Origin of the sequence: Bradyrhizobium sp. Cp5.3, from assembly GCF_000426265.1 — a bacterium.
Classification (GTDB): domain Bacteria; phylum Pseudomonadota; class Alphaproteobacteria; order Rhizobiales; family Xanthobacteraceae; genus Bradyrhizobium; species Bradyrhizobium neotropicale.
Window position 1 is genome coordinate 337,948 of record NZ_AUFA01000004.1, and the last position, 18,569, is coordinate 356,516.

The window sequence follows — 18,569 nt, forward strand, 5'->3', positions numbered from 1 at the left end:
GACGTCGCACCGGGCGAGATCATGCCCCAGTCGGATTAAAAACGGGGCTGGTGCGTTGGCGCGCGATCCGCACGCCCCGCTCGGCAAGGTCACGCAACTGCAGGAACATCATCGCAGTCATCAACGCGTCATCGAAAGCATCGTGCTGTCTCAGGAGAGGGATGCAGAGGTCCCTGAGCATCGCGGCGAACGAGAGGTCGATTGACGTATTGGGAGGGGCATCACCGTATTTTCGCTCGTAATAGAGCCGTGAAATTTCGATGCGCTCGTTAGGCAGCTCGATTCCCACCAGCGGAAGAATGTACTTGTCCAACATGGCGATGTCGAAATCGACATAGTAGCCGATCAGGGGACGCGTCCCGATGAAATGCAGAAAGCTCGGCAGAATCTTCCAGACGATTGGCGCCGTCTCGACATCGGACCGACGCAAACCGTGAATCTTGATCGCCTCTGCCCCCATCTCTCGGTCGGGATGGACTACGGCTTCAAAGTGCTCACTGGTGAGTATCCGATTGCCGCGGATCTTGATTGCGGCAATGGTGACAATGTCGTCCGTCCGCACATTGAGACCGGTCGTCTCGCAATCGATGACGACGAACTCATCGTCTGGAGCTCGACCGAACATGAAGCGGTACGACTGGTCGCTCAGGGTCGCCTGGTGGAGCAGCCGCTTGATCGCACGGGGCAGCATTCTAGAACATGCCGAGCTTGAAATGATGGCGGACAATTTCGCGAAACTGCTTCACCACTTGGAGCGCGTCGCGCAGCAGATGACGCTCCATGCTGGACAAATGCGCCGGTCTCACCAGCGTACCCGACGCGCCGGCCGACGCGGCCAGCTGTCCGTCGAGCCGGAGCATCAGCAGGAATCGGAAGGCCTGCGTCAAGTCACGTCCAAAGTCGGGGCGCAGTACGCCCAGGTCACATAGACGGGAGATTCGCTTGTCGGTGGAGGTCTCGCGCAGGCCCTGCCCCAGCGCCAGGCTGCGAACGCCGTGCAAGATAGGAAAGATGCCGCCCTTCTTGAGATCGAGCGCGTCTCCTGTCCCCTCGGACGTGATCAGGTTGTTGAAGAGGCCGATCGGCGTCTCGAAGGCGTCGACTGCGCGGGCGAAGTGGGCCAGGAAGGCCTGCTCGCCTCGGATCAAGTCGATCAGCGCCGTCTTGGCGCTATCAAGCAGTTGCTCGTTACCCGCGATTGCTTGCGCATCATAGATGATGGCCACATTCATATGCGCGGTCTCGTCGGGAAGCACGATCCAGCGGCGGAAATCCGCAAGATAGTCGGAGAGCGGCTTCGACCATGCCGGATTGCGCACCATGATATCGCCGGGGCATGGTGGAAAACCGAAGCTCTCCAGGGCGCCCGAAAACTCGTTCCGGAACGACTCCAGTGTCGCGCTTTCGGCGGGTCCCTCGAGAATGAGCCCGTTGTCCTGGTCGGTGCGCATGGTCTGCTCGCCGCGGCCCTCGCTGCCCATGACGATCAGACAACCGCTGGTCCGCAGCTCGGCGGGCGCGATCATTTCGAACAGTCTGGAGAGAAGGCGGCGATTGAGGTCCGAGACGATCTCCGCAATCACTTCCACCTTGACGCCCTGCCTCCGCAGCGTCCGCGTTTGCGCTTCGATCTCGCGCGCAGAAATCGCCAGATCCTGCAGACTGGAGCTGCGATCGATGCGACCGGCGACGACCTGAGCGCTGCCTGCCAAGAATCCAAGAAGGTCGATGTCTTCGAGGATGCCGACGAACCGCTCGCCATCGTGCACGGCGAGACGACGCTTGTTGTATTTCGTCATGAGCAGGAGGGCCGAGGAGACGAAATCGTCGGGTCTCACCGACACGATGTCGAAATTGGCAAACTCGGCGACCGGTGTCTGGATCGGCTGACGCCGCAACACCACCGCCTTCGACAGGTTCATGCCTGTAATGATGCCGATCCGCTCGCCGTCGCGAACAAACAGCGCGTTGCTGTCGATCTCGCGCATCAGGTGACCGGCGGCTTCAACCGTATCGCTCGCCGCAACAAACGATGGAGGGTGCAGAAATAGCTCGTTGACCCTGGCGTTCATCAGCGAGCCGTAACGCTTCGCCTCCTCATCATTGGCAAGCTCATCCAGCCTCTGAGATATCTCGCGGTAGAAGAATGCCGCAAATCGCGGGTTGGCCTTGATCAATTTGAGGGCGACGGCCTTGGGGATGATATAGCAAAGCGTTTCATCGCGGGCGAGAAATTGGTGCCCGTTGTGGTCGTGAACGAGTACGCGGCTGTCGAAGGTGTCCTTTGGACCGAGCAGCGCGAGCAGGTCGGCCTCACTCCGTTCCTCGACCGTGCCCTTGATCACGACATAGAGGGCATCCGCCGGAGCGTCCCTGCTGATGATCGCTTCTCCCGGACTGAAGTACCCTATATCGAGCGCCGCCAGCAATGTTTCGGCCTCGTGCGGCGTCAGACGATCGAACGGAGGGTTAGTGATATCGAATGCCTTGGGCATTTCGGTCTTCCGAAGATGCAGACAATCCAGGGGCCTGACGATTGACCATCGAAAGATGGCACCGGCAGGTCAAGTGACCCGGCCGGTGCCGAACCGCCGTCCTGCAAGCCTCGCTCAGTGGGTCGTCGCCGAGGCAGCTCCGATACCGGTCTGGCACCGAACATACTGTGCGTCAAAACCGTCGCGGTCGAGAGCGGCACGCCTGCTGCGATCCAGGATGGAGAACAGCCAGATGCCCGCAAACGCCAGCGCCATCGAGAACAAGGCTGGATTGTCCAGCTTGACGGGCGCCGATCCCTTGGCAAAGCCCAGCGTTACCTCCCAGACAGCCGGCGAGAGAATGACTCCGACGACCGCGCTGACGAGCCCCAGGAAGCCGCCGATCAGCGCTCCCCGCGTCGTCAGGCCTCTCCAGAAGATCGACATCACCAGCACGGGGAAATTGCAGGACGCCGCGATGGCGAAGGCGAGGCCCACCATGAATGCGACATTCTGATTTTCGAACACGATACCCAGGAAGATCGCCAGCACGCCAAGAACCAGTGTCGCGATCTTCGAGACACGAATCTCGTCCTGCTCATTGGCCTTCCCGCCCTTGATCACCATGCCGTAGAGGTCATGGCTGATAGACGACGCCCCGGCCAGGGCCAGTCCCGACACAACGGCCAGGATCGTGGCGAAGGCGACGGCCGAGATAAAGCCCAGAAACAGGTTGCCGCCGACCGCGTTCGCGAGATGAATGGCGGCCATGTTGGAGCCGCCCTTGATCGCCGCGATGCCGCTCTTGGTCTTTTCCAGAATGGTGCTGTCCAGGAACATCGCATCGGTCGAAACCAGCGTGATCGCGCCAAAGCCGATGATGAAGGTCAGGATGTAGAAATATCCGATAAGGCCCGTGGCATAGAACACCGACTTGCGGGCCGCCTGAGCGTCCTTCACCGTGAAGAAACGCATCAGGATGTGCGGCAGACCCGCCGTCCCGAACATCAGCGCCAGGCCGAGCGAGATTGCCGAGAGTGGGTTCGAAATGAGGCTACCCGGCTCCATGATCGCGAGCTTCTTGGGGTGCACCTCGGTTGCCTTGGCGAACAGTGCTTCCGGGCTGAACCCGTACTTGTAAAGGACGGCTCCGGCCATGAACGTTGCGCCCGAGAGCAGCAATACGGCCTTGATGATCTGCACCCAGGTTGTCGCCTTCATTCCCCCGAAGGTTACGTAGATCATCATCAGGCCGCCGACCAGGACGACCGCGATCCAGTAATCGAGACCGAACAGCAGCTGGATCAGCTTGCCGGCCCCGACCATCTGGGCAATCAAGTAGAACGCAACGGTCACCAGCGAGCCGCACGCCGCCAGGATACGGATGTCGGTCTGCCCGAGCCGAAACGACGTGACGTCGGCAAAGGTGAACTTGCCGAGATTGCGCAGCTGCTCGGCGATCAGAAACGTGACGATCGGCCAGCCCACGAGCCAGCCGACCGAGTAGATCAAGCCGTCGTAGCCGGAGGTGTAGACGAGGCCTGAGATGCCGAGGAATGAAGCCGCCGACATGTAGTCGCCGGCGATCGCAAGACCATTCTGGAACCCGGTGATTCCACCGCCGGCCGAGTAGAAATCTGCAGCCGACGCGGTCCGCTTCGCGGCCCAATAGGTGATGACGAGCGTCAGGGCGACGAACCCGACGAACATACCGATCGCCGACCAGTTGGTCGCCTGCCTGGAGCCGCCCTCGATGGTGCCTGCGGCAACCGCGAGCGTGGGCATGCTTGCGAACAGGATCACTAGCAACCAGGAGAACTTCTTCATGAGCGGTTCTCCTCGACAATCTTGCGGATGAGTACGTCGTAGCTGGAATTCGCCCGACGCACGTAGATGCCCGTGAGCACGAAGGCGAGCACGATGACGGACAATCCGATTGGAATTCCGATCGTTGTCACGCCGCTGCCCAGCGGAGTGCCCAGAAACTTGGGAGCGTAGGCGACCAGCAGGATGAAGCCGAAATAGGTGACAAGCATGATCAGCGACAGCATCCAGCCCAGCGACGAACGCCGGCGCACGAGCTCCTGATAGTTCGGGTCGCGTTCAATCCTTGCGAGGTTGCTCACATCAATGATCCCTGGAGTTCTTCCCGTTGAAGTGCCCCCTCGTCCGGCGGGGCTCGCCTACGCTTTAAGCGTTGGCTGACCGAACTCCATGATTCAGATCAAATTCGGATGATTCAATGCAATCCTCGGGTCAAGCGGCCGGGATGACGACAATGCCCTGTCGGCGCCGCCGGCAACCGCCCGTTTTCTTGCAGCTGCGGGCTTGAATAGCAGGCTTTGTATTGACCTCCTGCCGGTGCAGAGCGCCGGACTGCGACATGAGCTATGCGCCAGAAGCTGCCCTCGCGGTAAAGTCGCAGTTTCATGCTCAACAGCCGTCGACCGCACAGGCCCGCTTCCAGACGCCGGTGCGCCTCAGCAACTTCAGCGAAGGAGATTCGCTCGGCAACGCGTGGCTGAATGGCGCGAGCTGCCAACAGTTCGAAGAGCCGCGCCAAATCTTCCCGGAACCAGGCCGGATGTCGCGCCCGCATCTAATTGATCGAGTAGAGGTAGACCCGCCAGCCGCTGGACAACCACCCCAACACATACAGGCGCGCCGTCCACGTCAAGATGCTGAACAGGCTGCGGTGCGCCTGTACGCCGGCGGTGTAGCCGTAGGCACAGAGCAGACCGCCCCGTTTGAGTGCCGCCAACGAGCGGCGACAGCCATCCTCTCCAATTCCGTCGAACACGACATCGAACCCGCCTGGCACGACCTTCGTAAAGTCTTCGCGCTCGTAATCGATCGGCGTGCCGCCAAACGGTTTTGCTAGCTAAGCCAATGATATGGTGGGCGCACCAGGGCTCGAACCTGGGACCCGCTGATTAAGAGACAGCCACGGGTTGAGAACAATCAATGACTTGCCGGTCGCACCCCTGGACCTCTCCGCCGAGAATGGGCATTCGTCGCACGATCATCGTACGTCGCGCTGATGATGGTCCGAGCGCGGTAGTTCCAGAGCCGAACCTTGGCACCTATGTTCGTGACGCGAATTACTCTTGCTGCCTGAACAAGGAGCATCTGGCCCGAATATGGCAGGCTGCTTAGCCGGACTTGCCCAAAGCTTTCAGGATAAAGCGAATCTGATCGCGCAGGCCTGCCTCGGCGTCTTCACCGTTTACAACGCGGTGCTCGATCAGAACTGGATGGAAGAAGGGCACTAACGCGGACCTGACTGCCCGCGCGGCTTCCGCTGCGTCTTCGACGTCGAACTCGCCTGCGTCTGCGCCATCGCGTATGATCGCCTCCAAGATCATCAGCATCCCCTTGATGTGCGCCTGAATGATCGGCCAGTTCTCCTGCGTGGCGGCGACGATCAGATCGTGCATGGGCTTTGCCTTGACCAGCATCATCTTGGCATGACGGTGCACATTGGTCAGCAGTTGATCGAGTTTCTCCGTCGCCGGCGCGTCCGTGCGTGCGATCGCAACGGCGATGTCGGCAACCTCGTTCATCAGACGCCCGCAGATGGACTCGTCGATGGCAAGCCTGGACGGAAAGAAACGATAGATATTCGCCGGGCTCATGCCGAGTTCAGCGGCGATGTCGGCCACCGACGTCCTGTGGTGACCGACGCGGCGAAAGCTCTCCTCCGCCGCTCCCAGGATCCGGGCGCGGGCCTCGTTGGACGCTTTTCCCATTCGGGCCGGACGATCCATTGGAGCAACAGAGCCTTACTCGGCAGCCAATGCTGATCGCAATTCCGGCTTCTCGCGCGAAGCCTCGTGCATATCATCTGCGGTCGGCTTGATCCGGAACCACGCGGCATAAAGCGCAGGTAGGAACAGCAGGATCAGAACTGTTCCGACCGCGGTGCCGCCGATCAGCGTGTAGGCCATCGATCCCCAGAACACGGAATGCGTGAGCGGGATGAAGGCCAAGACGGCAGCCAATGCGGTCAGGATCACGGGCCTCGTGCGTTGCACCGTGGCCTCGATGACGGCGTGATAGTCATCAAGGCCGGCGGCAAGGTTTTCCTTGATCTGCTCGGTCAAGATCAGAGTGTTGCGCATGAGGATGCCGGCCAGTCCAATCAGACCCAGAATCGCGTTGAAGCCGAAGGGCTGGTTGAAGATGAGCAATGCCGGCACGACACCGACGAGGCCGAGCGGTCCCGTCAGTACGACCATCGCCATCGTCGAGAAGGATCGCACCTGCAGCATGACGACAATCAGCATGGCGGCAATCATGGCCGGAAAGATCGTCGCCAACGCGTCGTTTGCCTTGGTTGCCTCCTCGATCGATCCGCCCAACTCGATGCGATAGCCAGCCGGAAGGGATGCGATCAGCGGCTGAAGGGCCGTCTTGATATCCTTGGAAACTTCCGGAGGTTGGGTCGCCTCATTGATATCAGAGCGAACGGTGACGACCGGTGTGCGATCGCGACGCTTCAGGATCGGTTCTTCAAGTTGGATTTCCGAATGGCCGACCTGGTCGAGCGGAATCGAGCGGCCATCCCGGCTCATCAACGAGAAATCCGCCAGACGCGCCGGATCCAGCCGCTCGCCACCAGCGCTGCGGGCCACGATGGGGACATTGCGGATGTCCTCGCGGACTTGCGTCACGGCGATGCCGGTGAGGAGGAACTGGAGTTGCCGGCCCACCTCGGCTGGCGAAAGCCCGATCAGGTTCAGTCGATCCTGATCCGGGACGAAGCGGAGTACGGGCGTGCGATTGCCCCAATCCCGATTTGCCTGCCGTACGTCGGGAACGCCGCGCATGACGTCGAGGGCCTTTTGAGAGATAGCGTACAATTCCGCTGGATCAGGCCCCATGACCCGGAACTCCACGGGGAAAGGCGTGTAGGGTCCGAACACGAGCTGGGTGACGCGCACATTGGCCTCAGCTGCAAGGCCCTGTGACACGGTCTGTCGAAGTCGGTGCTTCAAAGCCTCGCGCGCCTCTGCGTCCGGTGTCAGGACGACGATCTTTGCGAAGGCCGGATCGGGCAGCTCCGGCGCCATCGCGAAGAAGAAGCGCGGCGCGCCCTGACCGACGTAGCTCGTGATGATCTTGGCCTCGGGTTGATCGTGCAGCCAACCCTCGAGCTTCTCGACGGTGGCCGTCGTCGTCTCGATGCTGGTGCCTTCCGGCAGACGAACCTCCACCAGCACTTCCGGGCGATCGGAGGTCGGGAAGAACTGCTGCTTGACGCCACTCATGCCGAGGACGGAAAGCGCGAAGGCGACGGCGACGATGCTGCAGGTTAGGAACTTGTGGCGGACGGCAAAGGTGATGAGTCCTCGCAGGCGCTGATAGTTGGGCGTGCCGTAAATCGCGTGGTGACCACCTTCGACCGGCTTGATCGCGGGCAGCATCTTGACGCCAAGATAGGGCGTGAAGATCACCGCGACGATCCAGGAAACGATGAGGGCGAACCCCACGACCCAGAAGATGTTGCCGGCGTATTCGCCGGCGGTCGAGCGGGCAAAGCCCACCGGCAGGAAGCCTGCGATCGTCACGAGTGTTCCGGACAGCATCGGCGCCGCAGTGTGGCTCCACGCGTAGGCTGCCGCCGAGATGCGGTCCATGCCCTCTTCCATTTTCACCACCATCACCTCGATGGCGATGATGGCGTCGTCGACGAGGAGACCGAGCGCGAGGATGAGAGCGCCGAGCGTGATACGGTCGAAGAACCGCCCGGTCTCCAGCATGATGAGGAACACGACGGCGAGCGTCAAAGGCACGGCCGCCGCAACGACGATGCCGACGCGCCAGCCGAGGCTGAGCAGGCTCACCAGTAGCACCACGCCGAGCGCCATCGCGAACTTCATCATGAACTCGTCGACCGCCGAGGTGATGTTGACGGCCTGGTCGCTGACCTTGGCCAGGGACATCCCGAGCGGCAGGGTACGAGCGATGGCAGCGGACCTCTCCTCCAGCGCCTTGCCGAGCGCCAGACCATTCCAGCCCTCCTGCATCACCGCCGCGAGCATGATTGTGGGCTCACCTTGGTGTCGGATGATGTAGGTGGGAGGATCCTCGTAGCCGCGGCGAACGTCAGCGATATCGGAGAGTTTCAGCGTCCGCCCCGCGGCGACAATCGGCGTGTCGGCGATCGCCTGGAGACTGTCATAAGCGCCATCGACCCGGATGAAGACCTGCGGCCCCTTGGTGTCGATCGAGCCTGCCGGCGTCACCGTGTTCTGCCGCTGCAAGGCGGCAACGATATCCGTTGCCGATACGCCGAGGGTAGCCAGCTTGGCATAGGAGAACTCGACGAAGATCTGTTCGGGGCGCTCGCCGAGGATGTTGATCTTCTTGACACCGGGCACGTGCAGGAGGTCCTGACGAATGACCTCGGCTTGCCTGGCGAGTTCACGCATCGGCATGCCCTTGGCCTTGAGGGCATAGAGGGCGAAGCTCACGTCCGAATATTCGTCGTTGACAAAGGGGCCGAGCACGCCAGCCGGTAGCTTGCGGGCTTCATCTGCGAGCTTCTTGCGGGCCTGATAGAATTCCTCCTGCACGCTCGATGGCGGTGTGCTGTCCTTCAGCGTAATCGTCATGTACGCATAACCAGGCCGCGTGGTTGTCTCCACCCGGTCGTACCAGGTCAGCTCCTGAATCCGCTTCTCCAGGGGTTCGGCAACCTGGTCCTGCATCTCGCGTGCCGTCGCGCCGGGCCATACGGCGGTGACCGTCAGGGTCTTGATGGTGAAGGACGGGTCCTCGGCCCGCCCGAGCATGATGAAGGCGTAGACGCCCGCGGCCGCTAGCAGGACGATGAAGAACAGGGTGACGGCCCGCTCGCGAACGGCGACCGCGGAAAGATTGAAGCTCATCCGTTGCTCCTGGATTCCGAGGCGGTCTTGACGCGAGCACCCTCGTGCAGGAGATGAGCGCCCAGGGAAACAATCTGGTCACCAGTGTTTGATCCGGAGATAACGGCCGTTTCGCTGGTCACTCGCAGGAGCTTGACCGGCTGCAAGCGGACGGTCGAGGTAGCGACGTCGAAGACCCAAACGCCTGTCGTTCTGCCGTTATCGAGCACGGCTCCCAGCGGCACCTGGACTTCCGGCTGATTATCCTGGCTTGCAAGCCGAATGGTGACCGTTGCGCCAAGCGGTGCCGCCGCGGCGTCGCCATCGAGCACGTAGCGGGCCTCATAGGTGCGGGTCTGGGGATCGGCGGAATCCGACAACTGCCGGAGATGTGCGGTATAGCGGCGCCCATCGCTCCCATACAGACTTGCATCGGCGAGCGAACCAATCGCCGGCCGGATCGTTTCGGGAAGCGCCACCACAGCTTCGCGAGGACCGGACTGTGCCAGCCGAACGACCGTTTGGCCGGCGGAGACCACTTGTCCCGGCTCACCAAGCGTTTGGGTGACCGTTCCGTCCGCATCCGCCACCAGGATGGAATAGGTCGCCTGGTTCTCGGCGACCCCTGCTTCGGCTTCCGCCGCGGCAAGCTGCGCTTTGGCGGTGTCCGATGCGGCCTTCGCCTGCTCGTAGCGCTGTTTGGAAGTCCATCCGTCGTTCACCAGGTTGGCGTAGCGCCGCTCGTCTGCGTCGGTCTGAACGACAACTGCACGCGCAGCGGCGACGGCGTTGCGCTTCGCTGCGACCGCCAGACGGAGGTCGGTTTCGTCGATCCGCATCAGCGGCTGGCCGGATTTGACCTGCTCACCGACATTCACGAGTCGTTCGACGATCTTCCCGGCGACGCGAAAGCCGAGATTGCTTTCCACTCTGGCGCCGATGGTCCCGGTGAAACCGCGCTCCGATCCGCTGACCCGCACGGCTGTCACCAGACGGACCATCGGCGGGTCCTGCCTCGGATCGCCGACTGCGGAGGCCTTATGGGCGGGAATTGCAAGAGCCACGAAGGTCGCTACCCCTGCTGGGACCAGAATACCGGCGAGCACCGCAACACCCCTCTTCATGACCGTCTCCTTTGAAATTTAGATTACATATGACTTCTATACGCGATTTAGATTTCGGTCGCAATCTAATTGCGGAGAATAACGGGAACGTGATCTCGAAAAGTCGGGGTTATTGGGGTTAGGGCAGCCAATTTGAGCCCTTGCAGCTTGATAGATTGCGCTCGAACTCTATATCGCATATAGAAGTCGAACGAAATCCAAATGGAGATCCACGATGCGAGTGAGTCGCACTCAGGCGGCCGAGAACCGCCAAACCGTGATCAATGTGGCAAGTCGCCTCTTCAGGGAGCGCGGCTTTGATGGCATCGGGCTCAAGGATCTGATGAAGGGTGCCGGGCTAACCCAAGGCGCCTTCTATAAGCAGTTCGCATCAAAGGAGGATCTGGCGGTAGAGGCGTCCAAGCGGGCATTGGAGAGCGCTTCCGGCCGATGGTCAGATGCGGCCGCGCAGAATCCCGACGATCCACTCGGCGCGGTGATCGCGTTCTATCTCAGCGGCGACCACCGCGAAGAAATGATGGACGGCTGCCCGATCGTGGCACTCGGCTCGGATGCCGCCCGACAGGGCCCCGACGTGAAGGCGGAATTCGAAGCGGGAATCAAAGCGCATCTCGACGTGATCGGCCGCTTCATCGCCGGGACCGGCGACGAGGCCTCGCGCGGCAAGGCCATGGCCATTCTCGCGACGATGGTCGGCGCGGTGACGCTATCGCGCGTCGTCAACGACCCTGATCTGTCTCAGGCCCTTTTGAATGCCGCGGCCGAACAGGTTCGCGACGTCGCGGCCGCTTGAAAGCGTGCGCCCTCAAAGCACGGAGAGATCGAATGCTCAGCATGACCGCAGCCAAACCAAGTTTGCTGAAGATATCGGACAAGCTAAGCGTACGTTTTCAAAAGATCGGCAGCGGGCCTCCGTTGTTACTGTTGCACACGATCCGGACGCAGCTCGAATATTTCCGCGCTCTTGCGCCCCTCCTTGCCGGCGCGCACACGGTGTACGTTATCGACCTTCCGGGTCACGGACACGCGCCAATCGATCCGAACGCGAGCCTTGATGAACCCTACTTCAGGCGGGCCGTCATAGGCTTTATCGAGGAGCTGGACCTCTCGGGCGTAACGCTCGTTGGTGAATCGATCGGCGGAGCATTGGTCCTCACAGTAGCGGCATCGCTTCCGCAGCGGGTGAAGCGGGTCGTTGCAATCAACCCGTACGACTACGAGACCCGTTACGGCGACGGCATTCGACGTGGCAACTGGTTCGCGAATTTCATCATCGGAAGCCTGCAGATCCCGGTGCTCGGCGCGATCAATGCATCGCTCGAAAACAAGCTCGTGCTCGGCAAGGTCATGAGCGGCGGATATCACGATCCGCGCAAACTGCCGGCGGATCTGCTTGCCGAATTCAACAAGGTCGCCCGTCGCCCCGGATACAAGCGGGGCGCCCGCAAGCTGCTGGCAGGCTGGCGCTCCTGGAGCAAGGCCCGCGATTACTATCGGCAAATCTCGGCGCCCGTGACGCTCATTTACGGCGACAGCGATTGGTCTCGGCCAGATGAACGCGAACGCACACGGTCGCTGATTCCTGGTTCGCAGATGGTGACGCTCAAGAATACCGGCCACTTCTCAGCTGTCGAAAATCCGTCGGAGCTGGCTCGCGTGGTAATGGAGACAGAATGACCGCAATGATCAACACAAGAGTGTTCGATCACGTTCACCGTTTTGCTCGCCCTAGTATCCCTTTCTCCGACGGGGACATAGTCGACCTGTACCATCGCATCTGCGCGCTCTATCGAACGGGGTGAAGATGCAGAAGCAAAGAAAAAGGTCGCACAACAATCCCACCGTGCGACGTCCGATCACGAAAAGCGTCGCACGAAACGCGCTTTGTTTTCTGCCCGGTATTGAAAAACCCTGCATCGGCAGGGCTTTGATATGGTGGGCGCACCAGGGCTCGAACCTGGGACCCGCTGATTAAGAGTCAGCTGCTCTACCAACTGAGCTATGCGCCCGAAAGGCGGTCAAAGCCTTGCGAGGCCGGTCGTTTAGCAAAGCAGTTCGGGGATGGCAAGCGATGTGGCGAAGGTTTTCCAAGGGTTCGTCCACAAGCCCAAAAATGCGAAAAGCCGCTGGAATCCAGCGGCTTCGCGAGGGCTAATCCCAGGGGAATCCCGGCCCGCTCAAAGGCGGCCCTCCCGGTCGCGGTCCGGCCCGCCATCCCGGTCGCCGTCATGGAAGCGGTCCATGCCCCGTTCCATGAAGCGGTGGTGCCAGCCCTCCTCGCCACCGCCGCCGAACGGGCCCCGGTGCCGGGTCAGCACGGCGAGACGCCGCTTCTGGCCCTCATCCAGCGTCTTGTAGAGCGGATCGGCGGCATCGGCGATCTTCTTCAGCGCCGCGGAGGTCGCGGCCATGTCCTCGGCGCGCTGGCGCAGGCGGGCGACCGGATCATCCGGCTTGTCGGCATCGCCCGGGCCGGCATTCATTCGGGCGTTGGCCCGGTCGATGCGCAGCTTGGCGAACTCCCGCACGGCGGCCTCGACCGGCGGCCACAGCTTCTCCTGGTCGGCGTTCAGCTTCAGCCCGGCATGGACGGCGGCGATGCGCGCGTCGACGAAGGCAGCGCGATCTTCCGGGTTCATGCGCATGTGGCGCATGTGCTCGAACATCCACGGACGATGATACTGGGCATAGACCGCGCCCGAGCCGGCGATGCTGAGCACGGCGATGGCGGCGATGGTAAACTTCCTCATGAGAACCTCCTCTGGAAGGATGTCCATGAAAATGAGCGCCACCCGGCCCGTGCGCAACTTACAACTTGGACAGGGAAGGCGCTCTCATTGCAATTTAATTCGCACTCGCACTCAGAAATCATTTGCAACAATACGGAAGGGCTTCCGCGCGGTCAGCGCGGAAGCCCTTCCTTCACGACTCATTCACACTAGTTCGTCGTGCTCTTCGCTTCCTTCTGGAACTCGTCGATCAGCGACTGCCCGACGCGGCTTGCGGCGTCCTTGTAGACCGGCTCCATCGCCTTGCGCATCGCCTCGTCCTGCTCCGGCGTGAGTTTGATGATCTCGCTCTTGCCGCTCTTCTTGATCTCGGCGAGCGCGTCGTCATTCTCCTTCTGCGACTGCGCGTTGTTGAAGTCGGTCGCTTCCTTCATCGCCTTCGAAAGCTGGTCGCGGATGTCGGCCGGCAGATCGTCCCAGAACTTCTTGTTCACGATCACGACGTAGCCGATGTAGCCGTGGTTGGTCTCGGTGATGTACTTCTGCACCTCGTGCATCTTCTGGGTGTAGATGTTCGACCAGGTGTTCTCCTGGCCGTCGACCACGCCGGTCTGCAGCGCCTGGTAGACTTCGGAGAACGCCATCACCTGCGGCAGCGAACCGAGCGCCTTGAACTGCGCCTGGAGCACGCGCGAGGACTGGATGCGGAATTTCACGCCCTGATAGTCGCCAGGTGCGACCAGCTTCTTGTTGGCGCTCATCTCCTTGAAGCCGTTGTCCCAATAGGCAAGGCCGGTGATGCCCTTGGGCTCGAGCAGCTTGAGCAGCCTCGCGCCGAGCGGCCCTTCCGTCACCTTCCGCAGCGTCTTCAGGTCGGGGAGGATGTAGGGCAGATCGAACACCTCGAACTCGCGGATGCCGAGCGGTCCGAATTTCGAGTTGGACGGCGCCAGCATCTGCACGCTGCCGAGCTGGAGCGCCTCGAGCTCTTCCTTGTCCTTGTAGAGCGACGAGTTCGGATAGACCTCGATCTTGACCTTGCCGCGGGTATATTTCTCGGCGAGTTCCTTGAACTTCTCGGCCGCCTTGCCCTTCGGCGTGTCGGTGGCGACGACGTGGCTGAACTTGATGATGATCGGCGATTGCGCCCATGCCGTCCCGGCAAAGGCCAGTGCCACGATCGACGCCGCAGCCCAAACGAACTTTCGCATGCTTCCTCCCGCACGTCCTTGGGGGCACGGACCGCCGGCCCCGAGACTTTAAATTGAAGACTTGGAGGCAGCATTATAGGGAAGCAGGCACAGGCGCCATTGCCTGTTAGCAGGGGTCTCCTTGCAAAAATGCGGTATCCGAGGGGTGGTCTTCGCCCCGCTCCCAACAAAAAACGCGGCGCCGAAGGCACCGCGTTTCCGCCGATCTGTCTGGCGAGTAAGCCTCAGCTCGCCGCGGCAGTCGTCACCGTGTCGCGCTGGCGCTTCATGACGATCTTGTTGAGCGCGCCGAGATAGGCCTTGGCCGAAGCCACCAGCGTATCCGGATCCGCCGCGCGCGCGGTCATCGAACGGCCGTCTTGAGACAGGCGCACCGAGACCTCGGCCTGCGCGTCGGTGCCTTCGGTGACGGCGTGGACCTGATACAGCTCGAGCTTGGCCTCGTGCGGCACCAGACGCTTGATGCAGTTGAACACCGCATCCACCGGACCGTTGCCCTCGGCCTCCTCGATTCTAATCTGGCCGTCGACGTCCAGCTTCATGGTCGCGCGCTGCGGGCCATGGGTGCCGGCGATCACGGTCAGCGAGGTCAGCTTGATGCGGTCGTGCGAGGCCGCCATCTCCTCGTCGACCAGCGCCTCGATGTCCTCGTCATAGATGTCCTTCTTGCGGTCGGCGAGCGCCTTCATCCGCGTGAATGCATCTTCCAGCTGGTTGGGGCCGAGCTTGTAGCCCATCTCTTCCAGCTTGTGCACGAAGGCGTGGCGGCCGGAGTGCTTGCCGAGCACCAGCGAGGATTGCTTCAGGCCGACCATTTCGGGCCGCATGATCTCGTAGGTCGAAGCATCCTTCAGCACGCCGTCCTGGTGGATGCCGCTCTCATGCGCGAAGGCGTTCCGGCCGACGATGGCCTTGTTGTACTGGACCGGGAACGAGGTCGCCGCCGACACGACCTTGGAGGCGCGGGTCAGCTGCGTGGTGTCGATCTTATTCCAGTACGGGAATTTGTCGTTGCGCACGTTGATCGCCATCACGATCTCTTCGAGCGCGGCGTTGCCGGCGCGCTCGCCGATACCGTTGATGGTGCACTCGACCTGACGCGCGCCACCGACGATGCCGGCCAGCGAATTCGCCACGGCCATGCCGAGGTCGTTATGACAGTGGACCGAGAAGATCGCCTTGTCCGAGTTCGGGACGCGCTCGATCAACGTCCTCATGAAGTGGGTGTATTCCTCCGGCACCGTGTAGCCGACGGTATCGGGGATGTTCACCGTGGTGGCGCCGGCCTTGATCACGGCTTCGACGATGCGGCACAGGAAGTCCATCTCGCTGCGGGTGCCGTCCTCGGCCGACCATTCGACGTCGTCGATCTGATTGCGGGCGCGCGCGACCATCGCAACCGAGGTCTCGATCACCTGCTCCGGGGTCTTGTTCAGCTTCACCCGCATGTGCAGCGGCGAGGTCGCGATCACGGTGTGGACGCGGCCACGCTTGGCGAACTTCACGGCCTCGGCGCAACGATCGATGTCAGCCGGATGCGCGCGCGACAAGCCGGCAATCACCGAATTCTTGGAGCGGCGGGCGATCTCGCTGACCGCCTGGAAGTCGCCTTCGGACGTGATCGGGAAGCCGGCTTCGATGACGTCGACGCCCATATCATCCAGGAGCTCGGCAACTTCGAGCTTCTCCTCGAAGGTCATGGTGGCGCCGGGGCACTGCTCGCCGTCGCGCAGCGTGGTATCGAAAATGATGACGCGGTCCTTCTCGGACTTATTTACGGGGGCCATTATCAAATTTCCTTTTGAGCTTTCGCGCCGTTCAGGCCGTTCAGGTTCTGGGCGCTTGAGGTGTCCGGTGATCTCGTACAACCCCTGAGTGCCCAGGCGCGTGGCGCCCAGCCGGCCCTCAGGGGCAGGTAAGAAGAAGCCCGTCAATAAGGAGGGTGGGCAGCAGCGCGGCCGGGATCGTGGCGGCGGCCAGAGCCACCTCCCCCGAAATCCCATCGATTTGGCCGCGAATCAGCATTGCCAGACCCTTTTGAGCCCAGAAATCCTCAGCCAAAACCGTTGACGGTTCGTTGCCGGGTGGCTCGATGCGTCGTTTCTAGACGAGAAATAGGAGCAACTGCAACGCCAAAAGATGGTCAGGGGAACTGACCTAGCGGGACAATGAGATCGCCGGTTGGTGTCTCGTCATGGTAACGGCCAGGACCGTACCCCGGCCAGAGATTGGCGAAATGCTGGTGCGTAGCGTCGCGGCTTCCGGGGCGCGCCATTTGGCGCGAGCCCCATTGCGCACTTGCGCAATGGGGAATGACGAGCTGAGACACTATCCCGTGCGGCGGGCGCGGGCCCTGCTCTCCCAGCGATTCAGCATCTGGCCGAGCTCGCCGACCGGCTGAGGCGCGGCTTCGTTGGTGTTGGCGGGGGCGGCGGCTTGCAGCCAGTCCGGCTGCGTGTAGTCGCGCCAGCGGCGCGCTTCCTCACGCCGTTTGCGGGACTTGAAGTCGCGCGTGAAATAGCCGGCCGCGTAAGCGAGCCCGAGCAATATGATCAGTATGACGACGCCAATACCTTGCACAATGAGCTCCGGCTCTAGACCCCAGGCGAAGTTCTGCCAGCATCGCGCGCGAGGTCAAGGCTTGACATGCGTCATGTGAGCTCGCGCCTGCCTTTGGAACAGGGGAAATTTTTGCTTGCGTGCGCGGAACATTTTCGAGCCTCGATGACGACGCAACGCACGCACAAGCATGCGGTAACGGCAAATCAGGACGCATACGAACGTGACGGGATTGCGACCCGATTTCACCCAGAGGATGGGAATCCGCCTCTCGCAACCGGCTGCGGAGCGCATTAACCTCCACACCTGCACGGCCGGATCAACCGGCCAGTGAATCTGACCGGGAGGACGCGATGACATGCCATCAGCAGCGTGACCAAGATGCTGCGCTTTCACGACGAACGCTTGTCCAGGGGCTCGCGCTCGGCGCCGCGGCCAGCGTGGCCGGAGCAGCCTCCGCACTGGCCCAGACCGGCCCGGCTGCGCCGCCGACCACGATCACCACCCCGCCGCGCGATTTCAGCCCGAGCGGCGCGCCGACCACCTATTTCTGGGACCCCGACATCATCGCGGTCGATCCGTCCTTCAACGACCTCGCGCAGCCCAACACCGCGATCAAGCGGCTCTTTACCGGCCTGCTCTGGGCCGAAGGCCCGGCATGGAGCGCGCAGGGGCGCTATCTGCTCTGGAGCGACATTCCCAACAACCGGCAGATGCGCTGGAGCGAGGACGACGGCCGCGTCAGCGTCTTCCGCAGCCCATCCAACAATTCCAACGGCAACTCCTTCGACTTCCAGGGCCGCCAGCTCTCCTGCGAGCATCTCACGCGCCGCGTCACGCGCTACGAGCACGACGGCACCGCCACCGTGCTCGCCGATTCCTACAACGGCAAGAAGCTGAACTCGCCGAACGACGTCGTCGCGCATCCCGACGGCAGCTACTGGTTCACCGATCCGCCCTATGGCGGCCAGCTCTATGAAGGCGAGCCTGATGGCCCGGGCGGCCCGAGCAATTCTGGCGGCAAGCTCAATCCGCGGATCGGTCAGCCGGCCGGCTTCGTGCCGGGCAAGCGCGAGCTGCCGACCAATTGCTATCGCATCGATCCCTCCGGCCGCGTCGATCTCGTGGTCAGCGAGGACCAGGTGCCCGATCCCAACGGGCTCTGCTTCTCACCCGACTTCAAGAAGCTCTACGTCATCTCGACCGGCAAGGGTCCGGGCGACACCGGCGCTGGCGGCAAGGGCGAGATCTTCGTGTTCGACGTCGGCAGCGACAACAAGCTGTCGAACCAGAAGCGGTTTTCCGATTGCGTGATCGACGGCGTGAAGTGCGGACCGGACGGCGTGCGCTGCGACGTCAACGGCAATGTCTGGGCCTCCAGCAATGCCGGCCGCGCGGTCGGCTATAACGGCGTGACTGTGTGGTCGCCGGAGGGCAAGCTGCTCGGCCGTATCCGCCTGCCCGAAGTGTGCGGCAATCTCTGCTTCGGCGGACCCAAGCGCAACCGCCTGTTCATGGCCGCGAGCCAGTCGCTCTACGCCGTCTACACCGCGACGCAGGGCGCGGGGCCGGGCTGAAGCGGCGGGAAGCGGAACACGAT

Annotated in this window: 14 protein-coding genes, 2 tRNA genes and 1 pseudogene; 3 read left to right on the plus strand and 14 right to left on the minus strand. The window is 62.0% G+C overall.

Annotated features, from left to right (window positions below):
• Nucleotides 1–19 precede the first annotated feature (19 nt).
• The 9 genes and pseudogenes from K289_RS0109320 to K289_RS0109355 form a co-directional block, all read right to left on the minus strand.
• Nucleotides 20–691, minus strand: a complete 672-nt coding sequence (locus K289_RS0109320) for a 3'-5' exonuclease (protein ID WP_027551254.1) — start codon at nt 689–691, stop codon at nt 20–22.
• 1 nt (nt 692) lies between these two features.
• On the minus strand, nt 693–2,429 hold the full coding sequence (locus tag K289_RS0109325; protein WP_245283882.1) for a putative nucleotidyltransferase substrate binding domain-containing protein: 1,737 nt from the start codon (nt 2,427–2,429) through the stop codon (nt 693–695).
• 180 nt (nt 2,430–2,609) lie between these two features.
• The gene (locus K289_RS0109330) at nt 2,610–4,301 is read right to left on the minus strand and encodes a cation acetate symporter (protein WP_027551256.1); all 1,692 of its coding nucleotides are present in this window, start codon (nt 4,299–4,301) and stop codon (nt 2,610–2,612) included.
• Nucleotides 4,298–4,600, minus strand: coding sequence for a DUF485 domain-containing protein (locus K289_RS0109335; protein WP_027551257.1), 303 nt, complete (start codon nt 4,598–4,600; stop codon nt 4,298–4,300). The genes K289_RS0109330 and K289_RS0109335 overlap by 4 nt, the downstream gene beginning before the upstream one ends.
• A 113-nt stretch (nt 4,601–4,713) precedes the next feature.
• A pseudogene (locus tag K289_RS53040) lies at nt 4,714–5,295 on the minus strand (zinc-binding dehydrogenase).
• Nucleotides 5,296–5,369: 74 nt separating this feature from the next.
• Nucleotides 5,370–5,459: transfer RNA gene (locus K289_RS50310), tRNA-Lys, on the minus strand.
• A 167-nt stretch (nt 5,460–5,626) separates the two neighbouring features.
• Nucleotides 5,627–6,223 (minus strand): TetR/AcrR family transcriptional regulator, encoded by a 597-nt coding sequence (locus K289_RS0109345; RefSeq protein ID WP_245283884.1) that lies wholly within the window; start codon nt 6,221–6,223, stop codon nt 5,627–5,629.
• A gap of 33 nt (nt 6,224–6,256) precedes the next feature.
• Nucleotides 6,257–9,367 (minus strand): efflux RND transporter permease subunit, encoded by a 3,111-nt coding sequence (locus K289_RS0109350; RefSeq protein WP_027551260.1) that lies wholly within the window; start codon nt 9,365–9,367, stop codon nt 6,257–6,259.
• Nucleotides 9,364–10,470 (minus strand): efflux RND transporter periplasmic adaptor subunit, encoded by a 1,107-nt coding sequence (locus K289_RS0109355; protein WP_035684315.1) that lies wholly within the window; start codon nt 10,468–10,470, stop codon nt 9,364–9,366. The genes K289_RS0109350 and K289_RS0109355 overlap by 4 nt, the downstream gene beginning before the upstream one ends.
• A gap of 214 nt (nt 10,471–10,684) precedes the next feature.
• Here K289_RS0109355 and K289_RS0109360 point away from each other — a divergent pair, with 214 nt between their 5' ends.
• Both K289_RS0109360 and K289_RS0109365 read left to right on the plus strand, forming a co-directional pair.
• Nucleotides 10,685–11,263: a TetR/AcrR family transcriptional regulator gene (locus K289_RS0109360; RefSeq protein WP_027551262.1), complete on the plus strand. Its 579-nt coding sequence runs from the start codon at nt 10,685–10,687 to the stop codon at nt 11,261–11,263.
• Nucleotides 11,264–11,295: 32 nt separating this feature from the next.
• Entirely contained in the window at nt 11,296–12,147 is an 852-nt protein-coding gene (locus tag K289_RS0109365) for an alpha/beta fold hydrolase (protein ID WP_027551263.1), read from the plus strand.
• Between the two features lie 256 nt (nt 12,148–12,403).
• Here K289_RS0109365 and K289_RS0109370 read toward each other — a convergent pair.
• The 5 genes from K289_RS0109370 to K289_RS0109395 all read right to left on the minus strand — a co-directional run bounded on the left by K289_RS0109370 (nt 12,404) and on the right by K289_RS0109395 (nt 16,990).
• Nucleotides 12,404–12,479: transfer RNA gene (locus tag K289_RS0109370), tRNA-Lys, on the minus strand.
• Between the two features lie 168 nt (nt 12,480–12,647).
• On the minus strand, nt 12,648–13,220 hold the full coding sequence (locus K289_RS0109375; protein ID WP_027551264.1) for a Spy/CpxP family protein refolding chaperone: 573 nt from the start codon (nt 13,218–13,220) through the stop codon (nt 12,648–12,650).
• 188 nt (nt 13,221–13,408) lie between these two features.
• Nucleotides 13,409–14,410, minus strand: coding sequence for a TRAP transporter substrate-binding protein (locus K289_RS0109380; RefSeq protein WP_027551265.1), 1,002 nt, complete (start codon nt 14,408–14,410; stop codon nt 13,409–13,411).
• Nucleotides 14,411–14,634: 224 nt separating this feature from the next.
• Nucleotides 14,635–16,197, minus strand: coding sequence for a 2-isopropylmalate synthase (locus K289_RS0109385; RefSeq protein ID WP_027551266.1), 1,563 nt, complete (start codon nt 16,195–16,197; stop codon nt 14,635–14,637).
• Nucleotides 16,198–16,738: 541 nt separating this feature from the next.
• Complete coding sequence (locus K289_RS0109395) at nt 16,739–16,990, minus strand: hypothetical protein (protein WP_245283885.1); 252 nt, start codon at nt 16,988–16,990, stop codon at nt 16,739–16,741.
• Between the two features lie 332 nt (nt 16,991–17,322).
• Between K289_RS0109395 and K289_RS0109400 the strand changes: the two genes are divergently transcribed.
• Complete coding sequence (locus K289_RS0109400; RefSeq protein WP_027551268.1) at nt 17,323–18,546, plus strand: SMP-30/gluconolactonase/LRE family protein; 1,224 nt, start codon at nt 17,323–17,325, stop codon at nt 18,544–18,546.
• The last annotated feature ends 23 nt before the right edge of the window (nt 18,547–18,569 follow it).

Coding starts and splice junctions, on each gene's coding strand:
- K289_RS0109375 (WP_027551264.1), bottom strand. CDS start 13,220: ATGAGGAAGTTTACCATCGCCGCCATCGCCGTGCTCAGCATCGCCGGC.
- K289_RS0109360 (WP_027551262.1), top strand. CDS start 10,685: ATGCGAGTGAGTCGCACTCAGGCGGCCGAGAACCGCCAAACCGTGATC.
- K289_RS0109350 (WP_027551260.1), bottom strand. CDS start 9,367: ATGAGCTTCAATCTTTCCGCGGTCGCCGTTCGCGAGCGGGCCGTCACC.
- K289_RS0109345 (WP_245283884.1), bottom strand. CDS start 6,223: ATGGGAAAAGCGTCCAACGAGGCCCGCGCCCGGATCCTGGGAGCGGCG.
- K289_RS0109365 (WP_027551263.1), top strand. CDS start 11,296: ATGCTCAGCATGACCGCAGCCAAACCAAGTTTGCTGAAGATATCGGAC.
- K289_RS0109385 (WP_027551266.1), bottom strand. CDS start 16,197: ATGGCCCCCGTAAATAAGTCCGAGAAGGACCGCGTCATCATTTTCGAT.
- K289_RS0109320 (WP_027551254.1), bottom strand. CDS start 691: ATGCTGCCCCGTGCGATCAAGCGGCTGCTCCACCAGGCGACCCTGAGC.
- K289_RS0109400 (WP_027551268.1), top strand. CDS start 17,323: ATGACATGCCATCAGCAGCGTGACCAAGATGCTGCGCTTTCACGACGA.
- K289_RS0109330 (WP_027551256.1), bottom strand. CDS start 4,301: ATGAAGAAGTTCTCCTGGTTGCTAGTGATCCTGTTCGCAAGCATGCCC.
- K289_RS0109355 (WP_035684315.1), bottom strand. CDS start 10,470: ATGAAGAGGGGTGTTGCGGTGCTCGCCGGTATTCTGGTCCCAGCAGGG.
- K289_RS0109380 (WP_027551265.1), bottom strand. CDS start 14,410: ATGCGAAAGTTCGTTTGGGCTGCGGCGTCGATCGTGGCACTGGCCTTT.